This is a genomic window from uncultured Brachyspira sp. (genome assembly GCF_949287625.1).
Classification (GTDB): domain Bacteria; phylum Spirochaetota; class Brachyspiria; order Brachyspirales; family Brachyspiraceae; genus Brachyspira.
Map to the genome: position 1 here is coordinate 1 of NZ_CASEGO010000114.1, position 18,267 is coordinate 18,267.

11 protein-coding genes and 1 pseudogene are annotated in these 18,267 nt (G+C 25.8%); 6 read left to right on the top strand and 6 right to left on the bottom strand.

Going from position 1 to position 18,267, the window contains the following annotated elements:
• Positions 1 to 468 precede the first annotated feature (468 nt).
• The 3 genes and pseudogenes from Q1X91_RS13525 to Q1X91_RS13535 all read left to right on the top strand — a co-directional run bounded on the left by Q1X91_RS13525 (position 469) and on the right by Q1X91_RS13535 (position 2,501).
• Positions 469 to 988, top strand: a pseudogene (locus Q1X91_RS13525) (hypothetical protein).
• 298 nt (positions 989 to 1,286) lie between these two features.
• Entirely contained in the window at positions 1,287 to 1,844 is a 558-nt protein-coding gene (locus Q1X91_RS13530) for a hypothetical protein (protein WP_300758623.1), read from the top strand.
• 24 nt (positions 1,845 to 1,868) lie between these two features.
• A complete protein-coding gene (locus tag Q1X91_RS13535) occupies positions 1,869 to 2,501 on the top strand; it encodes a hypothetical protein (protein ID WP_300758625.1) in 633 nt (210 codons plus the stop codon).
• Between the two features lie 57 nt (positions 2,502 to 2,558).
• Here the strand turns inward: Q1X91_RS13535 and Q1X91_RS13540 are convergent, their stop codons facing one another.
• Positions 2,559 to 3,134 carry a hypothetical protein gene (locus Q1X91_RS13540; protein WP_300758628.1) on the bottom strand — a complete coding sequence of 192 codons (576 nt, stop codon included), beginning with the start codon at positions 3,132 to 3,134 and terminating at the stop codon, positions 2,559 to 2,561.
• 1,037 nt (positions 3,135 to 4,171) lie between these two features.
• Positions 4,172 to 4,651 carry a hypothetical protein gene (locus Q1X91_RS13545; RefSeq protein ID WP_300758630.1) on the bottom strand — a complete coding sequence of 160 codons (480 nt, stop codon included), beginning with the start codon at positions 4,649 to 4,651 and terminating at the stop codon, positions 4,172 to 4,174.
• A 341-nt stretch (positions 4,652 to 4,992) separates the two neighbouring features.
• Between Q1X91_RS13545 and Q1X91_RS13550 the strand changes: the two genes are divergently transcribed.
• Entirely contained in the window at positions 4,993 to 8,724 is a 3,732-nt protein-coding gene (locus Q1X91_RS13550) for a DUF2723 domain-containing protein (RefSeq protein WP_300758633.1), read from the top strand.
• Positions 8,725 to 9,127: 403 nt separating this feature from the next.
• Here the strand turns inward: Q1X91_RS13550 and Q1X91_RS13555 are convergent, their stop codons facing one another.
• Entirely contained in the window at positions 9,128 to 9,760 is a 633-nt protein-coding gene (locus tag Q1X91_RS13555) for a lactate utilization protein (RefSeq protein WP_300758636.1), read from the bottom strand.
• Between the two features lie 319 nt (positions 9,761 to 10,079).
• Here Q1X91_RS13555 and Q1X91_RS13560 point away from each other — a divergent pair, with 319 nt between their 5' ends.
• Together Q1X91_RS13560 and Q1X91_RS13565 are read left to right on the top strand one after the other, a co-directional pair.
• Complete coding sequence (locus tag Q1X91_RS13560) at positions 10,080 to 12,356, top strand: BspA family leucine-rich repeat surface protein (protein WP_300758639.1); 2,277 nt, start codon at positions 10,080 to 10,082, stop codon at positions 12,354 to 12,356.
• A 100-nt stretch (positions 12,357 to 12,456) separates the two neighbouring features.
• A complete protein-coding gene (locus Q1X91_RS13565) occupies positions 12,457 to 14,550 on the top strand; it encodes a BspA family leucine-rich repeat surface protein (protein WP_300758642.1) in 2,094 nt (697 codons plus the stop codon).
• 346 nt (positions 14,551 to 14,896) lie between these two features.
• Here Q1X91_RS13565 and Q1X91_RS13570 read toward each other — a convergent pair whose 3' ends face one another.
• The 3 genes from Q1X91_RS13570 to Q1X91_RS13580 form a co-directional block, all read right to left on the bottom strand.
• Positions 14,897 to 16,402: a sodium:solute symporter gene (locus tag Q1X91_RS13570; protein WP_300758645.1), complete on the bottom strand. Its 1,506-nt coding sequence runs from the start codon at positions 16,400 to 16,402 to the stop codon at positions 14,897 to 14,899.
• A gap of 1,105 nt (positions 16,403 to 17,507) precedes the next feature.
• Entirely contained in the window at positions 17,508 to 17,885 is a 378-nt protein-coding gene (locus Q1X91_RS13575; protein WP_300758648.1) for a PepSY-like domain-containing protein, read from the bottom strand.
• A 45-nt stretch (positions 17,886 to 17,930) separates the two neighbouring features.
• A complete protein-coding gene (locus Q1X91_RS13580; RefSeq protein WP_300758651.1) occupies positions 17,931 to 18,071 on the bottom strand; it encodes a hypothetical protein in 141 nt (46 codons plus the stop codon).
• Positions 18,072 to 18,267: the final 196 nt, after the last annotated feature.

Sequence of the window (18,267 nt, forward strand, 5' to 3'; positions counted from 1 at the left end):
AAAGAATACATTCTACTTTAAATTATGATACTCCTATGCTATACTTTAAGAAATTAAGGAATACTTAAATGCAATATGTATGGAACCCGTGCAATTTTAATTTTATTGAGTATATAAATGCATATAAGTAATAATATTGATTTTAAGTATTCATTATTTTTTTATTTAAATATAAATGTATCTGTTTATAATTTCAAAAAATATTTTGTCCTTGATAGTACTTTTTAAGAATATAAAATATAGAAATTGACAAAATCATTTTGGTATAAACCAAATATTAAAAGAATTACTTGACAATTATAATTTTATAACTAATAGCATATAATTTAATAAACGTATATACCGTATTGACAAAAAAACTGCATACATTAAAATTGAAAAACTATATATGATAAAATAATTTTAATTAAAGAGTACTTAAATAAAAATGAAAATTAAAAATAAAAAAATGACAGCAAAGATAATGTAATAGTTTTTATACTATATCTATTCTTGTCTTTGATTATACCTTCTACTGCAATAACAATTTTTGCTATGGCTGATAAAAATATACAAGAAAAAAAAGAAATAATAAATAAACAAACTAATGCATCGAATTTTGACAATTTTGACAAAGAAGAAACACTTCAAAAAATAATAACATTATTATTATTAAAAGGAACTTCATCATCTAAATATAGCGGATCAAAAGCGGATTTGAATATTGTTGGTGTGAGAGTATTGCTTGTATATGCAATGACTTATATATTATCACTTATAATTACCTCACTTATAGCCCAAAAATATTATAATGAAGAGATAAAACTAAAAGAAGATATTAGAGAGACTATAGGATCAACATTAATAGGGTTAGCTACTTTGGGCTGGAATTCTATTTCTTTTAATAGTAATAGTAATAAAAATGGAAAGTAATAGAGAATATTTAGCTTTCAGCGGAGTGATTTTCGGTTTTATAGCCTGTATTATAATTAGAAAAATAACTTCTTAATTAAAAAAATATTAAAGCAAAAAACTGCAAGTATTAATAAATTTTGAAACAAGTCTGATGTATTGACAAAAAAAGCATATATAATAAAATGATGATAGGATTATGAAAAAAGTAGAATGCTTTTAAATATTTTATTAGCATTTATTAATTTACACAATACAGTTTTATTTTCTATTATAAAAGTCTATATTATCATAAATAAAAAAGTATTGTTTTATATTTTCTTAATCATTATATTTTAATAAAAAGATATTCATAAATACAGACGATTATAGAATAAAAAAATGATAAAGTTATTATGAGAAAAAGAAAAGAAATAAAAGATAGAGAAGAAAAAATTTATATAAGAGCTATTCTTGTTATTATACCTACTATGGCAATACTTATAGGATTGATATTGTTTGTTATTAATGCCCCTGCAATATTAAATAAGTATGATGTAGTAAATAATAAATCAGAAACGATTGCTAAATATTATCAAAAATATGATTTTACTAATGAAAATAAAAAACATGATTTACTCAATTTAGTTATACATTCTCTATATACTAGACGACTTCATTACGGGAGATTTGAATGGATACCAGAGAGTTTATTTTTTAGAGTTACAATCATGTTTTTTCTCAGCTTTTCATCAGCATTGTTTGGTATTTTAGCAGTTCGTAAAATAAAAAAAGAAGGATTAAAAAATAAGAAGGAGTTAATAATTAATTTTCTCCCGTTACTATGGATTTTAATTACTATATTTGCTTTAATTATGCTAAAAGATAATATTATAACTGCCGAAGAATATTTAAATATAGCGGCTGGTATTATATTAGCTTTATTGCTTGCAAATTATAAATCCAAGTATTAATAATTAAGGAGAATAAAAATATTTATGAAAGATATAATTTTTAATTTAATATACAAAATCAATATACCAGAAAATGATTTATTTAGAATGTCGGCATTATTTTTATGCTCTTTTATAATAGTTTTTTTAATATTAGTATTGATTAAAGGAGATTTGAATCTTGATGATTTTTTAGGTGATAGTTATGGTTTAGGTTCGGGTATGGTTATAATATTAGTAATAGCATTTTTGGGAGTATCAGAATTTTTTATAATAAAATGCATTGAAAACATTTATGAATATATATTTATAGCCATTGGTATTATAACAGCATTATTCAATATAAATGAAAATAATATAAAAAAAACATTTTTTGCTGCTTTAATATTTTTCCTCATTCTTTTATATGCAGCATTTTTTAATGCTCCTTCAGCTATAAATGATACAGCTATCAATAATCAAAACATTACAAATAATTATACTAATGATTTGAAATCAACTTTATCAACTCAAAAAGGTATTGCTAACTTATTATTAGGATATAACAATCTTTTTGCTTCGGTTTTATTCGGGGATATTACATTAAAAGATTATATAATTATATCATTAATTTTTATTTTATCTACAATTGTAATTATTTATATAATTAAAAGAATTGAAAAGAGAAAATTAAAATAAGGTATTTTAATAATTTTAATTTTGTTATTTTTTATAATAGGTTCACTATATATAAAATTATTTATTCTTTTTATCACTATCCCTAAGGTATTTACTAATTCTCAATGCTATAAATGATAGTATACCGCCAAAAAAGAATGCTAATAATTCCATCATGCTTTCAATACTTCCGTTCATATTAAAAATAGCCATGTTTCCATGTATTTTATAAATAATAGCCAAACTCATTATAAGAATTACTGCAAATACAATAATATAAAATTTATAAGAGTAATTTTTAAAAAAAATCATCTCTGCCAAAATACCTATGACAGCACATCCTACCATAAATATTATTACTAATCTCACAAATAAATCTTTTGAATCCTCTTCAAAATCTACGTTAGGATTCTCTCTATCTCTCCATTTGAGGTAGTTGCGGCGAATTTCTTTAGTTTCTATACTATTATTGAAATTATAACTATTTTCTAAAATAACATTATCACTTACTATATAGTTTCCATTATAAATGATGTTTTCTTCATTTTCTTCTATTGTATTTGCATTATATACATTATAATTATGTTTTGTCATTTCATTATAAAATATAAAAGAAAGGATAATCACTACAACTGCTAATATACTAATCTTCATATAAACCTCTTAAAAAGTGCTTATTGCAAATTGATACATTTTTATCATAAATTGATTTTTATTTCAAGTTATTTTGCATTACCTACATAATGTATTAATAAAATGATAATTAACGCACGGTAAATAAAGTCTTACAATAAAGTATTTTAATAATTCTAATTTTATTATTTTTTCATAATCGGTTAACCGTGCGGTTAGTAAATTTTTAATTTTAAATAAAGCTTGGGCGGGTGCTAAAAATATAATATAAACTTTTAAATCTAAATAAGATTTAATAGAAAAACAGATTAGCAATTCTTAAAGGGCGGGGAATTAGAATAATTTTTAAAACTTAATTACATTTGCCCACCCTTTAGGCTTTTTATTATTACTGTCATTTTTGTATTATATTTCTTTTTAATATTATCTGTTATTTTAGCTGCCCACCCAAGATTTTTTTTAAATTTATAGCGTATTTCTACGCACGCAGAATAACACTAAAAATATAAATTTAATTATAATTCAAATCTTATTAACTATAAAATTTTACTTACCGTGCGGTTAGTAAATTTTTAATTTTAAATAAATCTTGGGCGGGTGCTTAAAAGATATACCTAAACAACTATATTTTGTCAAAAATAATTTTTTTAAATTTTAAACATCTGCAGGGCTTTGCCACCCACGCTGTGTGCTTACGCAGCACCCACTTCTTTTGGTGCCCCAGGCGAAGCCCGCCTACGGCGAGAAGCAAAAGGACTATATTTTTGCTTAAATTAATAATTTATATTACATATAAAACAATTTTAGTATGATTTAGTACTAATTTCATACTTGCACTTTCGCGAAGCGTATCCGAAGGATAAAAACTTTGACGAAGTCCGCCTCCTGTGAGTGCCTTCGGCAGGCGTGCGACGGGAAAAAGAACAATATAAAAATTGACAAATTTAAAAATTGTTAGTATATATAAAATCTTATTACAAATAAAATTAATAGGAAAAACAGATTAACAATTCTAAAGGGCGGGGAATTAGAATAAAATTTAAACAAATATATTATTTTTATTTAAATAATAATCTTCCCAATAAAAAGCCTATTATAAAGCCTATAGGTAAAGATAAATACTCCAATATGTTTTTTATATTCTCATAATTTATAAAAATAATTAGCCCTGTAATTATAACAGATACAATGAGTATTATTGTGGCAGCAATTAATTCTTTTTTAGGTAAGCTATTTTTTGATAATAATATAAAACTAAGTAAAAAACCTATGATCAGAGAACCTGTGAACATAATAAATACTCTATCTTCTTCAAGATCAAGATCAACATCTCTGTATCTTCTTATGTTTTGATATTTAATATCAGAGTCTGTGTTATAATTATCTTCTATTATAAAGTTATCTTCTACTATATAATTTAAATTATAAATGTTAATTTCTTTATTGTTATTATTTTTTATAAAGTCATTATAAAATATGTAATAAATTATAATGAATATTAGTATAATAGTTAATCTATTTGTTTTTAAGAATTTCATTTTATTTCCTGAATATAACTGCTAAATATAGTTTTACTATAATTTAAAACAAGTATTATTTCAATACTAAAAGATAATTGAGATAAAAATATATTTTTTACATTCTTGAATAATAAGCGATTTTATTATATAATAATCTACTATAGTTTATTTTTGCAGGGCTTTGCCCCGCACCCCACTTCTTTTGGTGACCCAAAGAAGCAAAAGGACTGCATTTTTTAACTAAATATTACTTGTTAAAAAATATTTCTTTTAATTCTTAAAATTATTTATTAAAATACGTCACTATAATTAAGTAAGATATAAAAAATTTTTATTTTAATAAAGAGGTAGATAACTAAATGGCAAAACTTTCGCATCTGGAAAAAGAGTACATCAAAGCTAATTATAAAAATAAAAGCATTGATGAGCTTACAAAAAAATTAGAAAAAGACAGAGAGTTAATAGAAGAATATATTAATAATCTGCAAAGTAGTCAAAAAAATAATACAAAAACTAATAAAGAAAAAGTAAATAGAGAAAACGGCGGAAATATATTTTCTAAATTATTCTCTAAGAAAGAAAATCAGGAACCTATTTATAAAAGATATGAAATAAAACCTTATCATCTTTCAAAAATAGACGCTATATTTGCTGCTGTTGCTTTTCTTTTCACATTCTTTTTGTATTTATTTACGCTAACTCCTTCACTTTCAGCAGGTGATAACGGAGAGCTTACAACCGCTGCCTACTTCTTGGGTGTAGGACATGCTCCGGGATATCCTTTCTACACATTAATGTCCAAATTATTCACTTATATACCAGTAGGAAATATAGCTTGGAGAACCAATTTGTTTTCAGGTACTTGTGCAGCATTTGCTATGATTTTCTTCTATCTTATTATGGTAAAAGTATTGGGACAAAACAGAGTTGAAAGAGGATTTTCTCCAATAGTACAAATACCAGCATTACTTGCAAGTGTTGCTTTTGCTATATCTGATAATATGTGGGCACAGGCTACTATGGCGGAAGTTTACAGTTTGAACATACTTCAAATAGCTTCTATGCTTTTAATACTTGTTTATTGGTTTGAAAATGTATGGAAACATGCAGATGATGAAGTGCCTTATTACGGAAATAAATATTTAATGGCTTTCGGATTTCTATATGGTGTTGCACTTGCAAATCACCATGTAACTTTGCCTTTCGCTTTTGCTCCTCTTTTATTTATAGCTATTGTATTATTTTTGGTACATAAAGACAGATACATTAATCATATAGAAACTTCATTTATATCAATATTTGTATTTTTGGTATTGCTGTTTATAGGCGGTTTCGGATACTATAGATTTATTATGAATTATGAGGCTTATTTATATTTTCCTCCGGGAGTAGCTTCTAATGACTCAATATTTTCTATAATATTTAAGCCTTTTGCTGATATGAATATAATGAGCGATATATTTACAGCACTTGCAAATGGTTCTTATTTAAGACCAGATATGATACAGAATCTTAAGGCTCCATTCTATCCTACTTTATATAAGGGAATGTTTTTAGTATTCTGGCCTTTATTTTTAGTAGTTGTTTGGTGCTTGGTTTATAGATATTTCTTATGCAAAATAGATAAGTTTAATAATGATAATGACTTTATAACAGGCATATCAATATCATATTATAAAATGCTTTTAATGCTTGCCGTAGGAGTTATGATATATGCGTACATGCCTATAAGAGCAAGAGCTTTACCTCCTCTAAACTGGGGTCAGTTAAATGAACCTTCAGGCTGGGAAAATTTAAGCTATTTATTTAGTATGATACATAGAAAACAGTACGGTACTTCTGGAAACGATGTTGCTGCTGCATTCATACTTCACCCAGAACAGGTATCTGCTTTGATAAATATATTTAAAACTCAATTAACAGTTTTGGGATTATTGTTCTTAATACCTGGATTATTTCAAATATTTAAGAAAAATAAGTTTATAGGTATATTCTCAGTATTTGGGCTTTTGAGTTTTGCCGTATCACTTATGGCATATACTAATCCTCCTCCAAGTGTTAGAACTTTATCATTTGTAGAAGTATTCTTCCTTCCAGCAACTTTATATATGCTTGTGATAATAGGCTTTGGTTTTCAATGGTATATGGAATATTTTAATACTAATATAAAAAATGTATTAAAACCTGCTAAAGAAGAAAATGCTGATACAAAGTTAAAACCTTATCATGCAATATCACTTATAGCAATATTTGCAATAATGATACCTATATTCGTTATGAATTTAAGCCGTAACAATAACTCAAAAGACTTCAGTAACCATGACTATTCATACAATATGATGAACTCTCTTCCGGACAATGCTATATTTGCCACAGAGGGAGGAGATAACCAAGTATTCGGACTTGTATATTATACTATGGTAGAAAGAAGAAGACCAGATTTGAAAATATATGACCAGAAAGGTAATGTATTTGAAAGGATATACGGTAACCTTATGAAAACAGACGGCAGATGGCTTGGAGATATAAGCGATGCTGTTGATAAAGACTTTATAGAGTCTGGAAGACCTTATTATATGGCTTGGAGACGAGACGGACTTTACAGGCTTGGTGATTACTACTTTAAGGCTTATGGTTTGGTATTTAAAGTTCAGCCTATAAAATATGCTTTAGTTGATGAGTTGGAGTTCTTTAAAGTTCTTACTGTTAATGACTATAAAGATATTGCAAAAGAACATTTAAAAAGAGATTATGAGAATGACAAACTAGCAGCAGATTTAAATGCATTATTAGATGAAGGCTTAATTTCCGCAGCAAGAAAAAATATTTATGACGGAAACGAAGAGATAACTTTCGTAAAAATGTATGAACTTCCTTTCCCAGAGTTTAAAACAGAAGAGGATTATTGGAACAGCTATACTATGCAGGGAACTCCTGAAGAGATTTCGCATTATGATTTCTTAACTAGAGAGATATTTGTAAGTTCATATTCTCTTGCTAAAATAGATATGTATAACAGAAGAATAAAAACATATCAAAAACTTTTAGGCTTTATGGGTAATGGAGACATTGCTAAAAATGGCATTACAAGAGATGAAGCTAATCAAAAAATAGCAGAGTTTCAGGATTTAAAAAAGCAGGAAGAAGACAGAATGCTTACTATAGGCTTTGATATGTCTAATGTATACTTTGCTGTGGGCAATCAGGCTATTATGGACGGCAACTATGAGAGAGCGGCTTCAATGTTTGAAGAGCTTATCAAATTAGAAAAACTTATTTATCCTGCTTACTTTAATTTGGCTGCTTCTTATGAGTATTTGGCACGCTCAAAAGATACTCCTTATGATAAAGAGTCAGAGTATTTAAATAAAGCTAAAGATGTACTTACTAGAGCAGAAAGAACTTTCCACAGAGGAAAAGATATGGGAGATGCTGCAAGAGAACAGAATCAAACTTATCAGCAGATAAAACAGTTTATGGGCAGAATAGATGCACAGCTTAAAACTACAAGACAGCAGGCTGATAACCTTAAAGCTCAGGCTATGAAAGAAGATACTTTTGAAAGCTATTCTTCTTATGCTAATTATATATATCAGAACAGACAGGATATAGAAGAAACTCTATGGGCAAAATTAGAGGCTAGAAAAAGAGCAAGAACAAGAGAGCATATGGTAGCTGTTAATAAAGATATATCAATACTTTATGCTAATATAGGAGATACTGCAAGTTCTATAAATACATTGATTGATACTCTTAAAATGAGAGATTTGACAAAAGACGAAAGAACAGGACTTGAATTTGATTTGGCTAATATATATCTTAACAGCAAAATGTATGATGAAGCTGTAAGCACATATTCAAAATATACTAATGATCTTAATCAGGACGGTGCATTTGCTTTGTATGCTATAGGTCATATATATATAGAACAAAACAAAGTTATAGAGGCTTTAAATATATATAATGACTTCAAAAGAGTAATGTCGCCTTTAGCGGCAACTAATGATGTGATAGCTAATTTGGATAAAGATGTAGAAAGCAGAAGACTTCAGATAATGCAGTATTTAGCTTCTATGAACAGCGGACAGTAAAAAATAAAATTTTTATAAAAAGGCTTGCTATTAAATTAGTAAGCCTTTTTTATTTGCAAAAAAAAATTAAAAAGTTTATATTTGTTTTTTATTTAAAACTAAAAAAATCAGCAGACAAATATAAATGCCTGCTGATTTTAAAAATTATAAAAGTAACAAAAGATTTGTTTCAAAAGTAAATTAATAGGTAATTATACTATTTTAATTTTTAGTATTTTTTATTTTATAAGTGGGGCTTTGCCCCACACCCCACTTCTTTTGGTGACCCAAAGAAGCAAAAGGACTGCATATTTATATACTAAAATGATAGTTTATATAACATGTAAAACATAACATTTTTAATTAAAAAAATTAAATAATTTTATATTTAATATTGTCAAGTAGTTTTTAAACAAGTCTAAAATTAAAAGCCTAATTCCTCATCTATAAATATTATATGTATTCTGTCCTTTATATGGCATTTATTAACTATAATAGTATAAGCACATAATCTCTTTTCTATATAGCAGTTTTCCTCATCGCAAATCATGTCCCCCTTGCAGCAAGGATTATCTACTTTAAATCTTACAGAATTCTCTCCTGCCGCAATGCTTCTTACTCTTTTTACAGCTTCTTCAACTGTATTACAAACTTTGTTTCTTCCAACAATCAAAAATACTTTTTTAGGTCCGTAAATAGTAGCTGCAACTCTGTTTCCGCCACCGTCTGTAGATACTATATCACCATTTTTTGTTACAGCATTAGCAGAACATAAATAAACATCACTTGTAAATGCTTTTATCTCTGCCTCTGCTTTTAATTCTTTATTATTTCTATCAGCAAAATTTTTATATCCTTTCAAATCTTCTAATATACCCATTTGATTAACAGAAGTACTGCCTCCAAATGTAATAGTATCATTTTCTTTTATAAGAGATAATACAAACTTTTTTGCCTCTTCTTTATTACTAAAACTATCAAAAGCAAAGCCTTTTTTATTAAACTTTTCTTTTAAAACTAAAGATAATCTTTCAAAATATTCTTCCTGAACTGTCATAAAAGCCCCTCATTTATTATTATATTTATTAAACTAGTATAAATACAACTTATATTTTTTTCAATATTATTTTAGATTTAATGCTCACTATATTTGCAGCTCTAACAATATATCTCACATAGATAAAAATTATAATAAATACTATATAAATAAATTTTAGAATAATCAAACATAAAATAATAATGTATTTATTTACATTTCTTTTTTTATAGTATATAATTCTACTGTTTTTAGCATGAATAATATTTTTTATTATAAATTTTATTTTTAACATTAATAAATATTTTATTTAAATTGATTTTAAGAGGGGGAGGTTATTATGCCAGAAAAACAATTTAAGCCAAAAACTAAAGAAGAATTAAAAAAATTAGTAGAAGATGAAAAAATTAATCTTGGAAGTATTGATACAAGTTTAATTACTGATATGAGTGAATTATTTAGAAATAGTAAAAGAGAAGATTTTTCAGGTATAGAAACTTGGGACGTATCTAATGTTGAAAATATGAGCAGTATGTTTAAAGGATGCAAAGAATTTAATCAGCCTCTAAATAGTTGGAATACTAATAAAGTTAAAGATATGGCAAGAATGTTTGACGGCTGTGTTAAATTTAATCAGCTTTTAAATAATTGGGATACTTCTAATGTTGAAAATATGAGCAATATGTTTCAAGAATGCAAATCTTTTAATAAAGACATTGGTAATTGGAATGTTTCAAAAGTAACAAATATGAATTCTATGTTTAATGGATGCTCAAGCTTTAATCAAAATATAAGTAATTGGAATATAAAGAGTGTAAAACATGTGAGCTTTATGTTTGCTAATGCTTCAAGTTTTAATCAGGATTTAAATAATTGGGATATAAGCAAGGTAAAAAGTATTAGTTTTATATTTAATCGTGCTGATAGTTTTAAAATAATTCCTCATAAATGGAATTTTGATCATATAAAAGAAGATATTGATTATATATTACCAGAAGAAATGCTTGATGAAATATATTCTAAAAAAGAACCTATTAATTTATTATGCTATTTATTTTATGATAAATATTATGAAGATGAAAATTTACAAAAGGTAGATGTTAAATTATGGCATAAGACTTTAAAAAATTCAATTAATAGAAAAATTATTTCTTTTGTTTCAAAATTAGAAAAAGATTTTGAAAATGAACTTAAAGATGAAGCGGAAGATAATAATAATAAAAATGCATATTTTCAAAATATAAAAGAAGCAGAAGAATATGTTAATAATAACTATGATAAGTCATTTGATAAAAGCATAAAATTTATAGATGATAAATATACTATCTTTACTAAAGATAGAAAAACAAAAATAAGTTTAAAAATGATTAGGTTTATTTACGGAAGTTATTTAAAAGTTAAAGATAATGTTGTAAGATTAGAAATTATTGACAGCATTATTAATTTGCTTGATATAGAAAGTTTTAGAAGTGCATCTTATGAAATATTTTTAAGCGACAGAAGTAAATTAGCTTCAAGAATTATTTGCGGTATATATGGAGATGGTAAAATAGTAGAAGATTATGTAAAAAGTTTAAAAAAAGAATTTTATCCTCGTTCATACTATGTTTATATTTTAGCTTTAAATCAAAATAAATATGCATTAAAATTACTTTGCGATACATCTTTAAAATCAAAAATAGAAAGTATAAAAAATGCAGCCGAATTAGCACTTGAAACTATAGCTAATAGAATGAAAGTTGAAAGATATGAATTAGATGATTTATTAGTTCCTGATTTTAATCTTGATAAAAATGGCGAGAGAATAGTATATGCTGAAGATAAAGAATATAAACTCTTTATTGATGATAATATAGATTTTCATATTATGCATAATAATAAAGAATTAAAAACAGCACCTAAAACTTTTTCTAAAGAGTTAAAATCAGAAATAACTTTTATTAAAAAGGAAATAAAAAATATTGTAAAAAGTCAAAGGGATAAAATGATATATCTTTTAATGAATGGAAGAAAATGTTCTTATAATTTTTGGAAATCTGTTTATATAGATAATTATTTTTTTAATAGGTATGCTGTTAAATTAATTTGGAACTTATATGATGAAAATAATTTGTTTTTAACAACATTCAGATATTTAGATGATGGAAGTTTTACTGATTATGATGATAAAGAAGTAAAAATCAATGAAAATAATTCTATTAGTTTAGCATACGTAAATGAAATGGACAATGATATTATAAAGAAATGGAAAAAACAATTATCAGATTATGAGATTGTTCAGCCTATTAAGCAATTAAGAGTTATTGATGATTTAGAAAAAGAATTTTATTCATATAATGATGAGTATAAATTATATAAGTTAAAAAATTTTGTTAATAAATATCCTTTTAATGAATATTATGAAGATTATTACACAATTGATGGATATAAATTTGAAGAGAAAGTAAGCGGTTTAGCATTGGATATATCAACAAATGGTATTAGCAGAGATAATGCTGACTTTGGAGATATGATAGAAATAGTATTAAAAATATTAAATATATCAGAAAATAATAAAGATTTAGTTGATAGATTTATGTTTGGTTCTATTTTAATGCTTGAAAATTTGGTACAATAATAAATTTAACAGTGTAGGCTAATATAACGATGACAAATGAGCCGAAGCATCTAATAACTGAAAAGTTATTAGATATTAAAGCGTAGGCGAATATAACAATATGGAGAAGAAAATGGAAAAACAATTTAAGCCAAAAACTAAAGAAGAATTAAGAACTTTAATACAAGATGAAAGTATTTATTTAGGAGATATAGATACAAGTTTAATAACAGATATGAGTACTTTATTTTTTAATAATATAAGAGAAGATTTTTCAGGTATAGAAACTTGGGACATTTCTAATGTAACAAGTATGAGCGGTATGTTTAAAAATGCAGTTAATTTCAATCACAATATAAATGATTGGAATGTATCTAATGTTACAGTTATGTCTGCTATGTTTTGCGGTGCTAAAACATTTAATCAGCCATTAGATAAATGGGATACTTCTAATGTTCAATATATGATGGAGATGTTTAAGAATGCTGAAAGTTTTAATCAAAATATCAATAGCTGGGACGTTTCTAATGTAATAAGTATGAGAGAAATGTTTTACGGCTGTATAATATTTAATGAACCTTTGGATAATTGGAATACTTCTAAAGTTGACTCTATGAATGGTATGTTTTTTGGAGCTTCAAATTTTAATCAGCCTTTAAATAATTGGGATATTTTTAATGTAGAATTTATGGATAATATGTTTGAAAGAGCTTCTAATTTTAATCAGCCTCTTAATAATTGGAATACTTCTAATTTAAAAAGTATAGTAAATATGTTTTATAATGCCTCTTCATTTAATCAGGATTTAAACAGTTGGAAAACAGAAAAAATAGAATATATGAATCAAGCTTTTTTTAATGCTTTATCTTTTAGTCAAGATAATATTAAAAATTGGAATTTTAAAAAGGTTAAAGAATTTGATAGAATTTTTAATAATGTTTCATTAGATTTAGTTTTAAAAATATATTCTTTTCAAAGCTCAAAATCTGCTGCAGCAAATCTCGAAGAAATTACAAATAAATTTGATAAAAAAGAAGTTTATAAACTTGGATTAAAATATAATAAAAAATCTGTAGCTGATATTATAAAAAAATTAGAAAATACGCATTATGAAGAATTAAAGGAATTAATTGATAATAAAGAAGATATTATAAAAGAGTATAAAGAATTAGAAAAATCAGAAAAGAAATCAGAAACCAAAAAAGATAAAAAAGATAGTAAGCAAAGTAAAATGCATCAGCCAAAAAACAAAAATGAATTAATAAAACTAATATCAGAAAAAACAAAACTTGATAAAATAGATACTTCTTTAATAACAGATATGAGTAATCTTTTTAAAGGTTCTAAATTAAAAAAGTTTGACGGTATAGAAACTTGGAATGTATCTAATGTAGTGAATATGGAAAGTATGTTTGAAGGAGCATTAGCGTTTAATCATAATATTGAGAGCTGGGATGTTTCAAAAGCTGAGAATATGAGTTCTATGTTTAAAAAATGTAAAAAATTTAATTCTCCGCTTAATGATTGGAATGTATCTAAAGTTGTTAATATGAGAGCTATGTTTGCTAATTGTGAAAGTTTCAATCAGCCATTAGATAAATGGAATGCAAGTAATGTTAAAGATATGTCATCAATGTTTTATTATGCTGAAAGTTTTAATCAAAATATTAATGATTGGGACGTTTCTAATGTTGAAAATATGGGCAGCATGTTTCAAGGAGCTGTTAATTTTAATAGTGCTTTAGACAAGTGGAATGTATCTAATGTAAAAGATATGTCATTAATGTTTTGCTTTACTAAAAGTTTTAATCAGCCTTTAAATAGTTGGAATGTGTCTAATGTTATTAATATGGAAGCTATGTTTAAATTTTCTAGTTTCAATCAGCCTTTAGATAATTGGAATGTAAGTAATGTTAAAGATATGTCAATGATGTTTGATAGTGCTAAAAGTTTTAATCAGCCTCTTAATAATTGGAATGTTTCTAATGTTACAAGTATTAGTCAGATGTTTCATTATGCTTCATCATTTAATCAGCCTTTGGATAATTGGGACGTTTCCAATGTAGAATATATGAACTCTGTATTTTGTGAAGCTGAAAGTTTTAATCAGAATTTAGAATCTTGGAATGTATACAAAGCAGAGCCTAATCGTATGAGGGATATGTTTGATAACTCAGCAATGAAAAATAATACGCCTTCTTGGTATAAAGATTAATTTTTATTAAGTTTTAATTATCTAATAATTTTTTAATAAAGTTATTAGTTGATTAAAACTTAGATAATGAGCATATAGACAGATATTACAATTTAATATATACCTAAACAATTATATTTTGTAAAAAATTAATTTTTTAAATTTTGATATTTGCTGGGCTTTGCCAACCACGCTTGTGTTACGTAGCCCCCAGTTCTTTTATGACGCTGTACGCCTGCGACCGAAGGAAGTACCGTTAGGTATGTCATATGGGAAAAGCTGATAATACATTTATAAAATAAAATTAAGCAGAAGTATACATTAAAGTTACATCTGCTTAATTTTTTATATATAGTTAATACGTTTTTTATATAGTATCTTCAGCTTCTTCTATTTTTTTGCTGTCAGTTTGGATATTATTCTCACTCTTTTTTATTTTATCTTCTTCAGGTACTCTTTTCATGCCATTAGCTAAAAAACCATATACTATATAAACACCAGAACCTATAAGCCCTGCAAATATAGGAGCTTCTACCCAGCCTATATTAAGTTTTAATATAAATATAGTGCTTGTTATTAACCCCACAATCATAGATAAAAGTGCAGATGTAATATTAGCTTTTACAATAGTTCTCATCATTATAGGACCTACAAACATAGCTATAAGTCCGCCTGTTCCTATATATGCTATTTTATTAAGCATTCCCTGAGGGGCAAGATATGTAAGTATAAGTCCCCATACCCCAGTAAATATTACTCCAAGTCTGTTAGTCATAGGGCTGCTTTTTTCTGGTTTATTTGTAATAGATACTACCAAATCATGCGAAAGCGAAGAGGCTAGGGCTTGTAAGACAGAACTTATAGTTGAAAGCATAGCAAATAATATAAATAGTATTATCATACCTCCTATTGCAGGGTGAAGATATGTTGTTAAAAATACAGGCATAGCACTGTCTGGGTTTTGTAAATTAGGGTTTTTATAAAACATATAAAGTCCTGCTATAGGTACTAAACTTAATATTATACCCATAGGTGCCATATATAAAGACATTAAAGGTATATTTACATTTTTCTTAAATGACAAGAATCTTACAGACATGTAGGGTAGGGTTGTAGTAAATAAAAATGCATATATAAAAACTAAAAATACACTGTATTTAGCATTACCGTAAGGAACAGAAGTTTCCGGATTAATAAACTCTGGTTTTATTTCTCCTACTTTTTGAATAAGTTCAAGCATAGGTATATCTTTTACAATAGTTAAATAAACTATTATAGAAGCAATTAACATTCCTATACACATTACAGTATCAGTTATAGCAACAGCCAAAAGTCCGCCCTGAACAGTGAATATAATTATTACAATCATTAATATAATTGAAGCAGTATGTTCAGATATTCCGAGCCATTGAGAGCCAACTAAACCTATAGCTCTTATTTGACCTATTATATAAACAGATAAAAATACAAAAGTAGCAACTCCTCCGAAACCATGAACTATTCTTTTTTGTTTATCACTGCCATGATGAGTTTTAGCAATATATTCTGGTACGGTAAATCCGCCGCTTTCTTCAGCTCTGTTTCTCATAAAGCCTGCAAAAAATAAAGTTCCGAAAGTAATAGCAGGAGCAAAGAAGAAATTAGCAAATATCTCTATAGCTCCGTATGCATACGTTGTACCTGGAGATCCTATAAATCCCCAGCCGCTGTATCCTGTAGCCATCAGAGTTCCTGCTCCCACAAAAGCACCTATTGATTTAGCCCCTAGTAAAAATCCCTCTGAAGCTCCCTCTTTAATTTTTAACTGCGACCAGTAACCTATTGCTATAAGGGCAATAGAAGAAATTATCAATATAATCCAATTTGTAATCATTTTTATTATCTCCTAAATAACTATTTTTTAATTTTTTTACTATTTTTTAAAGCTCTTAAAATACATGCTGTAATAGGCACTATCATTAATATTACACAGCCGTAAATAAAATAATCCATAAGCCATGAACCTGTCATAATTTACTCCTTTAATGATAAATTAATACTTAAAATAATAATCCATTAATATGTTTTTGTTTATTGTAAGTTTTATGAATATTATCAATTATTTTTTATGTTTAAGAGAGAAAAAATAATTAATTTTTATTTGAAAAAAAAGAATACACTCTATCACCTTAATAGAGCTAATGTATGATATGATACTTCATTGATAGAAGAAGAAGAAGAATATTTGTTAATGTTTAGATATTTCATTATTAAATACTCCAAAATTGATGCATATATAATAAAGTTATAAAGATGCTCAATCAAGTAAAACAATAATATTTTTACTTATAGTAAGTATACAACTTTTAATTTTTTTTGTCAACTAAAAAAATTATACAATTTTGTTTAAGTGCCATAGATATTCTTTATAATTTAAATTATCACTACAAACAAAAAGGAATAGCTATGAAACAATATAATACAAATCAGAAAAAAAGATAGTAGAATTATCAATAAAGTTAAAAATAAAAGAGTGCGGACTCTTAAATTTAATATTAGTATTCGAACTGATTATTACTGTAAGAATAAGTATGTAACAAAAAATAGTTTTAATGAGGTTAATAAAGAAAAAGGTCATTAATAGAGTAATTGAAATAGGTAAGAAATATATAAATATGGACTACAGCTTTGAAACAATATTAAAAAAACATCATTTATATCAATATAACAAGAAAATAATAATGAAAAAATATAGAGGAAATCATGCTATTTATATAAAAGAATCGGATAAAAAATATTAATATTTATAGACTTTGTCATACCGCTATCTTAATACTTCTAAAATAAATATTTTTGATGAATATTGTTTGAAAAACAAATTGGAACGAAAGTATATAATAGCAGTACATAGATATAACGAGTTAATTGCTGAAAGAATAAAAAAATATTACAGCAAGGAAAGTCAATATCTATAGCCCCATGACATATTTATAATATTTTTATTTGTTTTTTAATATACTGCCTTTTATATCAATAATAATAACATTATTATTGATATCTATTTCATATTTGTTTTTCTTTTTTATTATTCTGTATATATTAAAGTTGTCGTATTTTTCTTTTATAGTATTTATAACTTCTTTTTCTATAATATTATCTTCAGCAAGTTTTTCTATTATAGTAAATGCTATCTCATTACCGTTTCCTATAATAGAAGTCCATTCACCTCTTGAAGTAAAGTTTACAGAGCTTCCGCCTTTAAATATAACACTGTATGATGAAGTAAATGTTGTCTTAAAAACATAATAATCATTAAAATATGTTTCTATAAAGTTTTTTGCTTTCTCTGGAAGTTTTTGATATGGTATAATATCCATAATTTTAATCTAATAATTTTTATATAACTTTATAAAATACTTTGCTTATTGATTTTCATTTTTTTCTTTTTCTATCATATCTTCTAAATATGCTTTTAAGAAAATATAATTATGAGCATCTTCAAGGTTTTGATTGTTTTCAATTTTTTTATTTAGAAATTCCACTAATTCTTCTTTTGTTTTCATAATAATATCCTTTAGTAGTTTATGTATTCAAATTTTTTAATTCGGTTTAAACCTTATAATATTATTTCTAGTATGTCAATAGTTTTATTTAATTTATACTGCACGGGTTCCATACATATTGCATTTAAGTATTCCTTAATTTCTTAAAGTATAGCATAGGAGTATCATAATTTAAAGTAGAATGTATTCTTTTATG

What these genes read in the sequence shown, in the direction of transcription:
- Q1X91_RS13540 (WP_300758628.1), bottom strand. Translation starts at nt 3,134, where the DNA reads ATGAAGATTAGTATATTAGCAGTTGTAGTGATTATCCTTTCTTTTATA.
- Q1X91_RS13560 (WP_300758639.1), top strand. Translation starts at nt 10,080, where the DNA reads ATGCCAGAAAAACAATTTAAGCCAAAAACTAAAGAAGAATTAAAAAAA.
- Q1X91_RS13535 (WP_300758625.1), top strand. Translation starts at nt 1,869, where the DNA reads ATGAAAGATATAATTTTTAATTTAATATACAAAATCAATATACCAGAA.
- Q1X91_RS13570 (WP_300758645.1), bottom strand. Translation starts at nt 16,402, where the DNA reads ATGATTACAAATTGGATTATATTGATAATTTCTTCTATTGCCCTTATA.
- Q1X91_RS13580 (WP_300758651.1), bottom strand. Translation starts at nt 18,071, where the DNA reads ATGAAAACAAAAGAAGAATTAGTGGAATTTCTAAATAAAAAAATTGAA.
- Q1X91_RS13575 (WP_300758648.1), bottom strand. Translation starts at nt 17,885, where the DNA reads ATGGATATTATACCATATCAAAAACTTCCAGAGAAAGCAAAAAACTTT.
- Q1X91_RS13550 (WP_300758633.1), top strand. Translation starts at nt 4,993, where the DNA reads ATGGCAAAACTTTCGCATCTGGAAAAAGAGTACATCAAAGCTAATTAT.
- Q1X91_RS13565 (WP_300758642.1), top strand. Translation starts at nt 12,457, where the DNA reads ATGGAGAAGAAAATGGAAAAACAATTTAAGCCAAAAACTAAAGAAGAA.
- Q1X91_RS13545 (WP_300758630.1), bottom strand. Translation starts at nt 4,651, where the DNA reads ATGAAATTCTTAAAAACAAATAGATTAACTATTATACTAATATTCATT.
- Q1X91_RS13530 (WP_300758623.1), top strand. Translation starts at nt 1,287, where the DNA reads ATGAGAAAAAGAAAAGAAATAAAAGATAGAGAAGAAAAAATTTATATA.
- Q1X91_RS13555 (WP_300758636.1), bottom strand. Translation starts at nt 9,760, where the DNA reads ATGACAGTTCAGGAAGAATATTTTGAAAGATTATCTTTAGTTTTAAAA.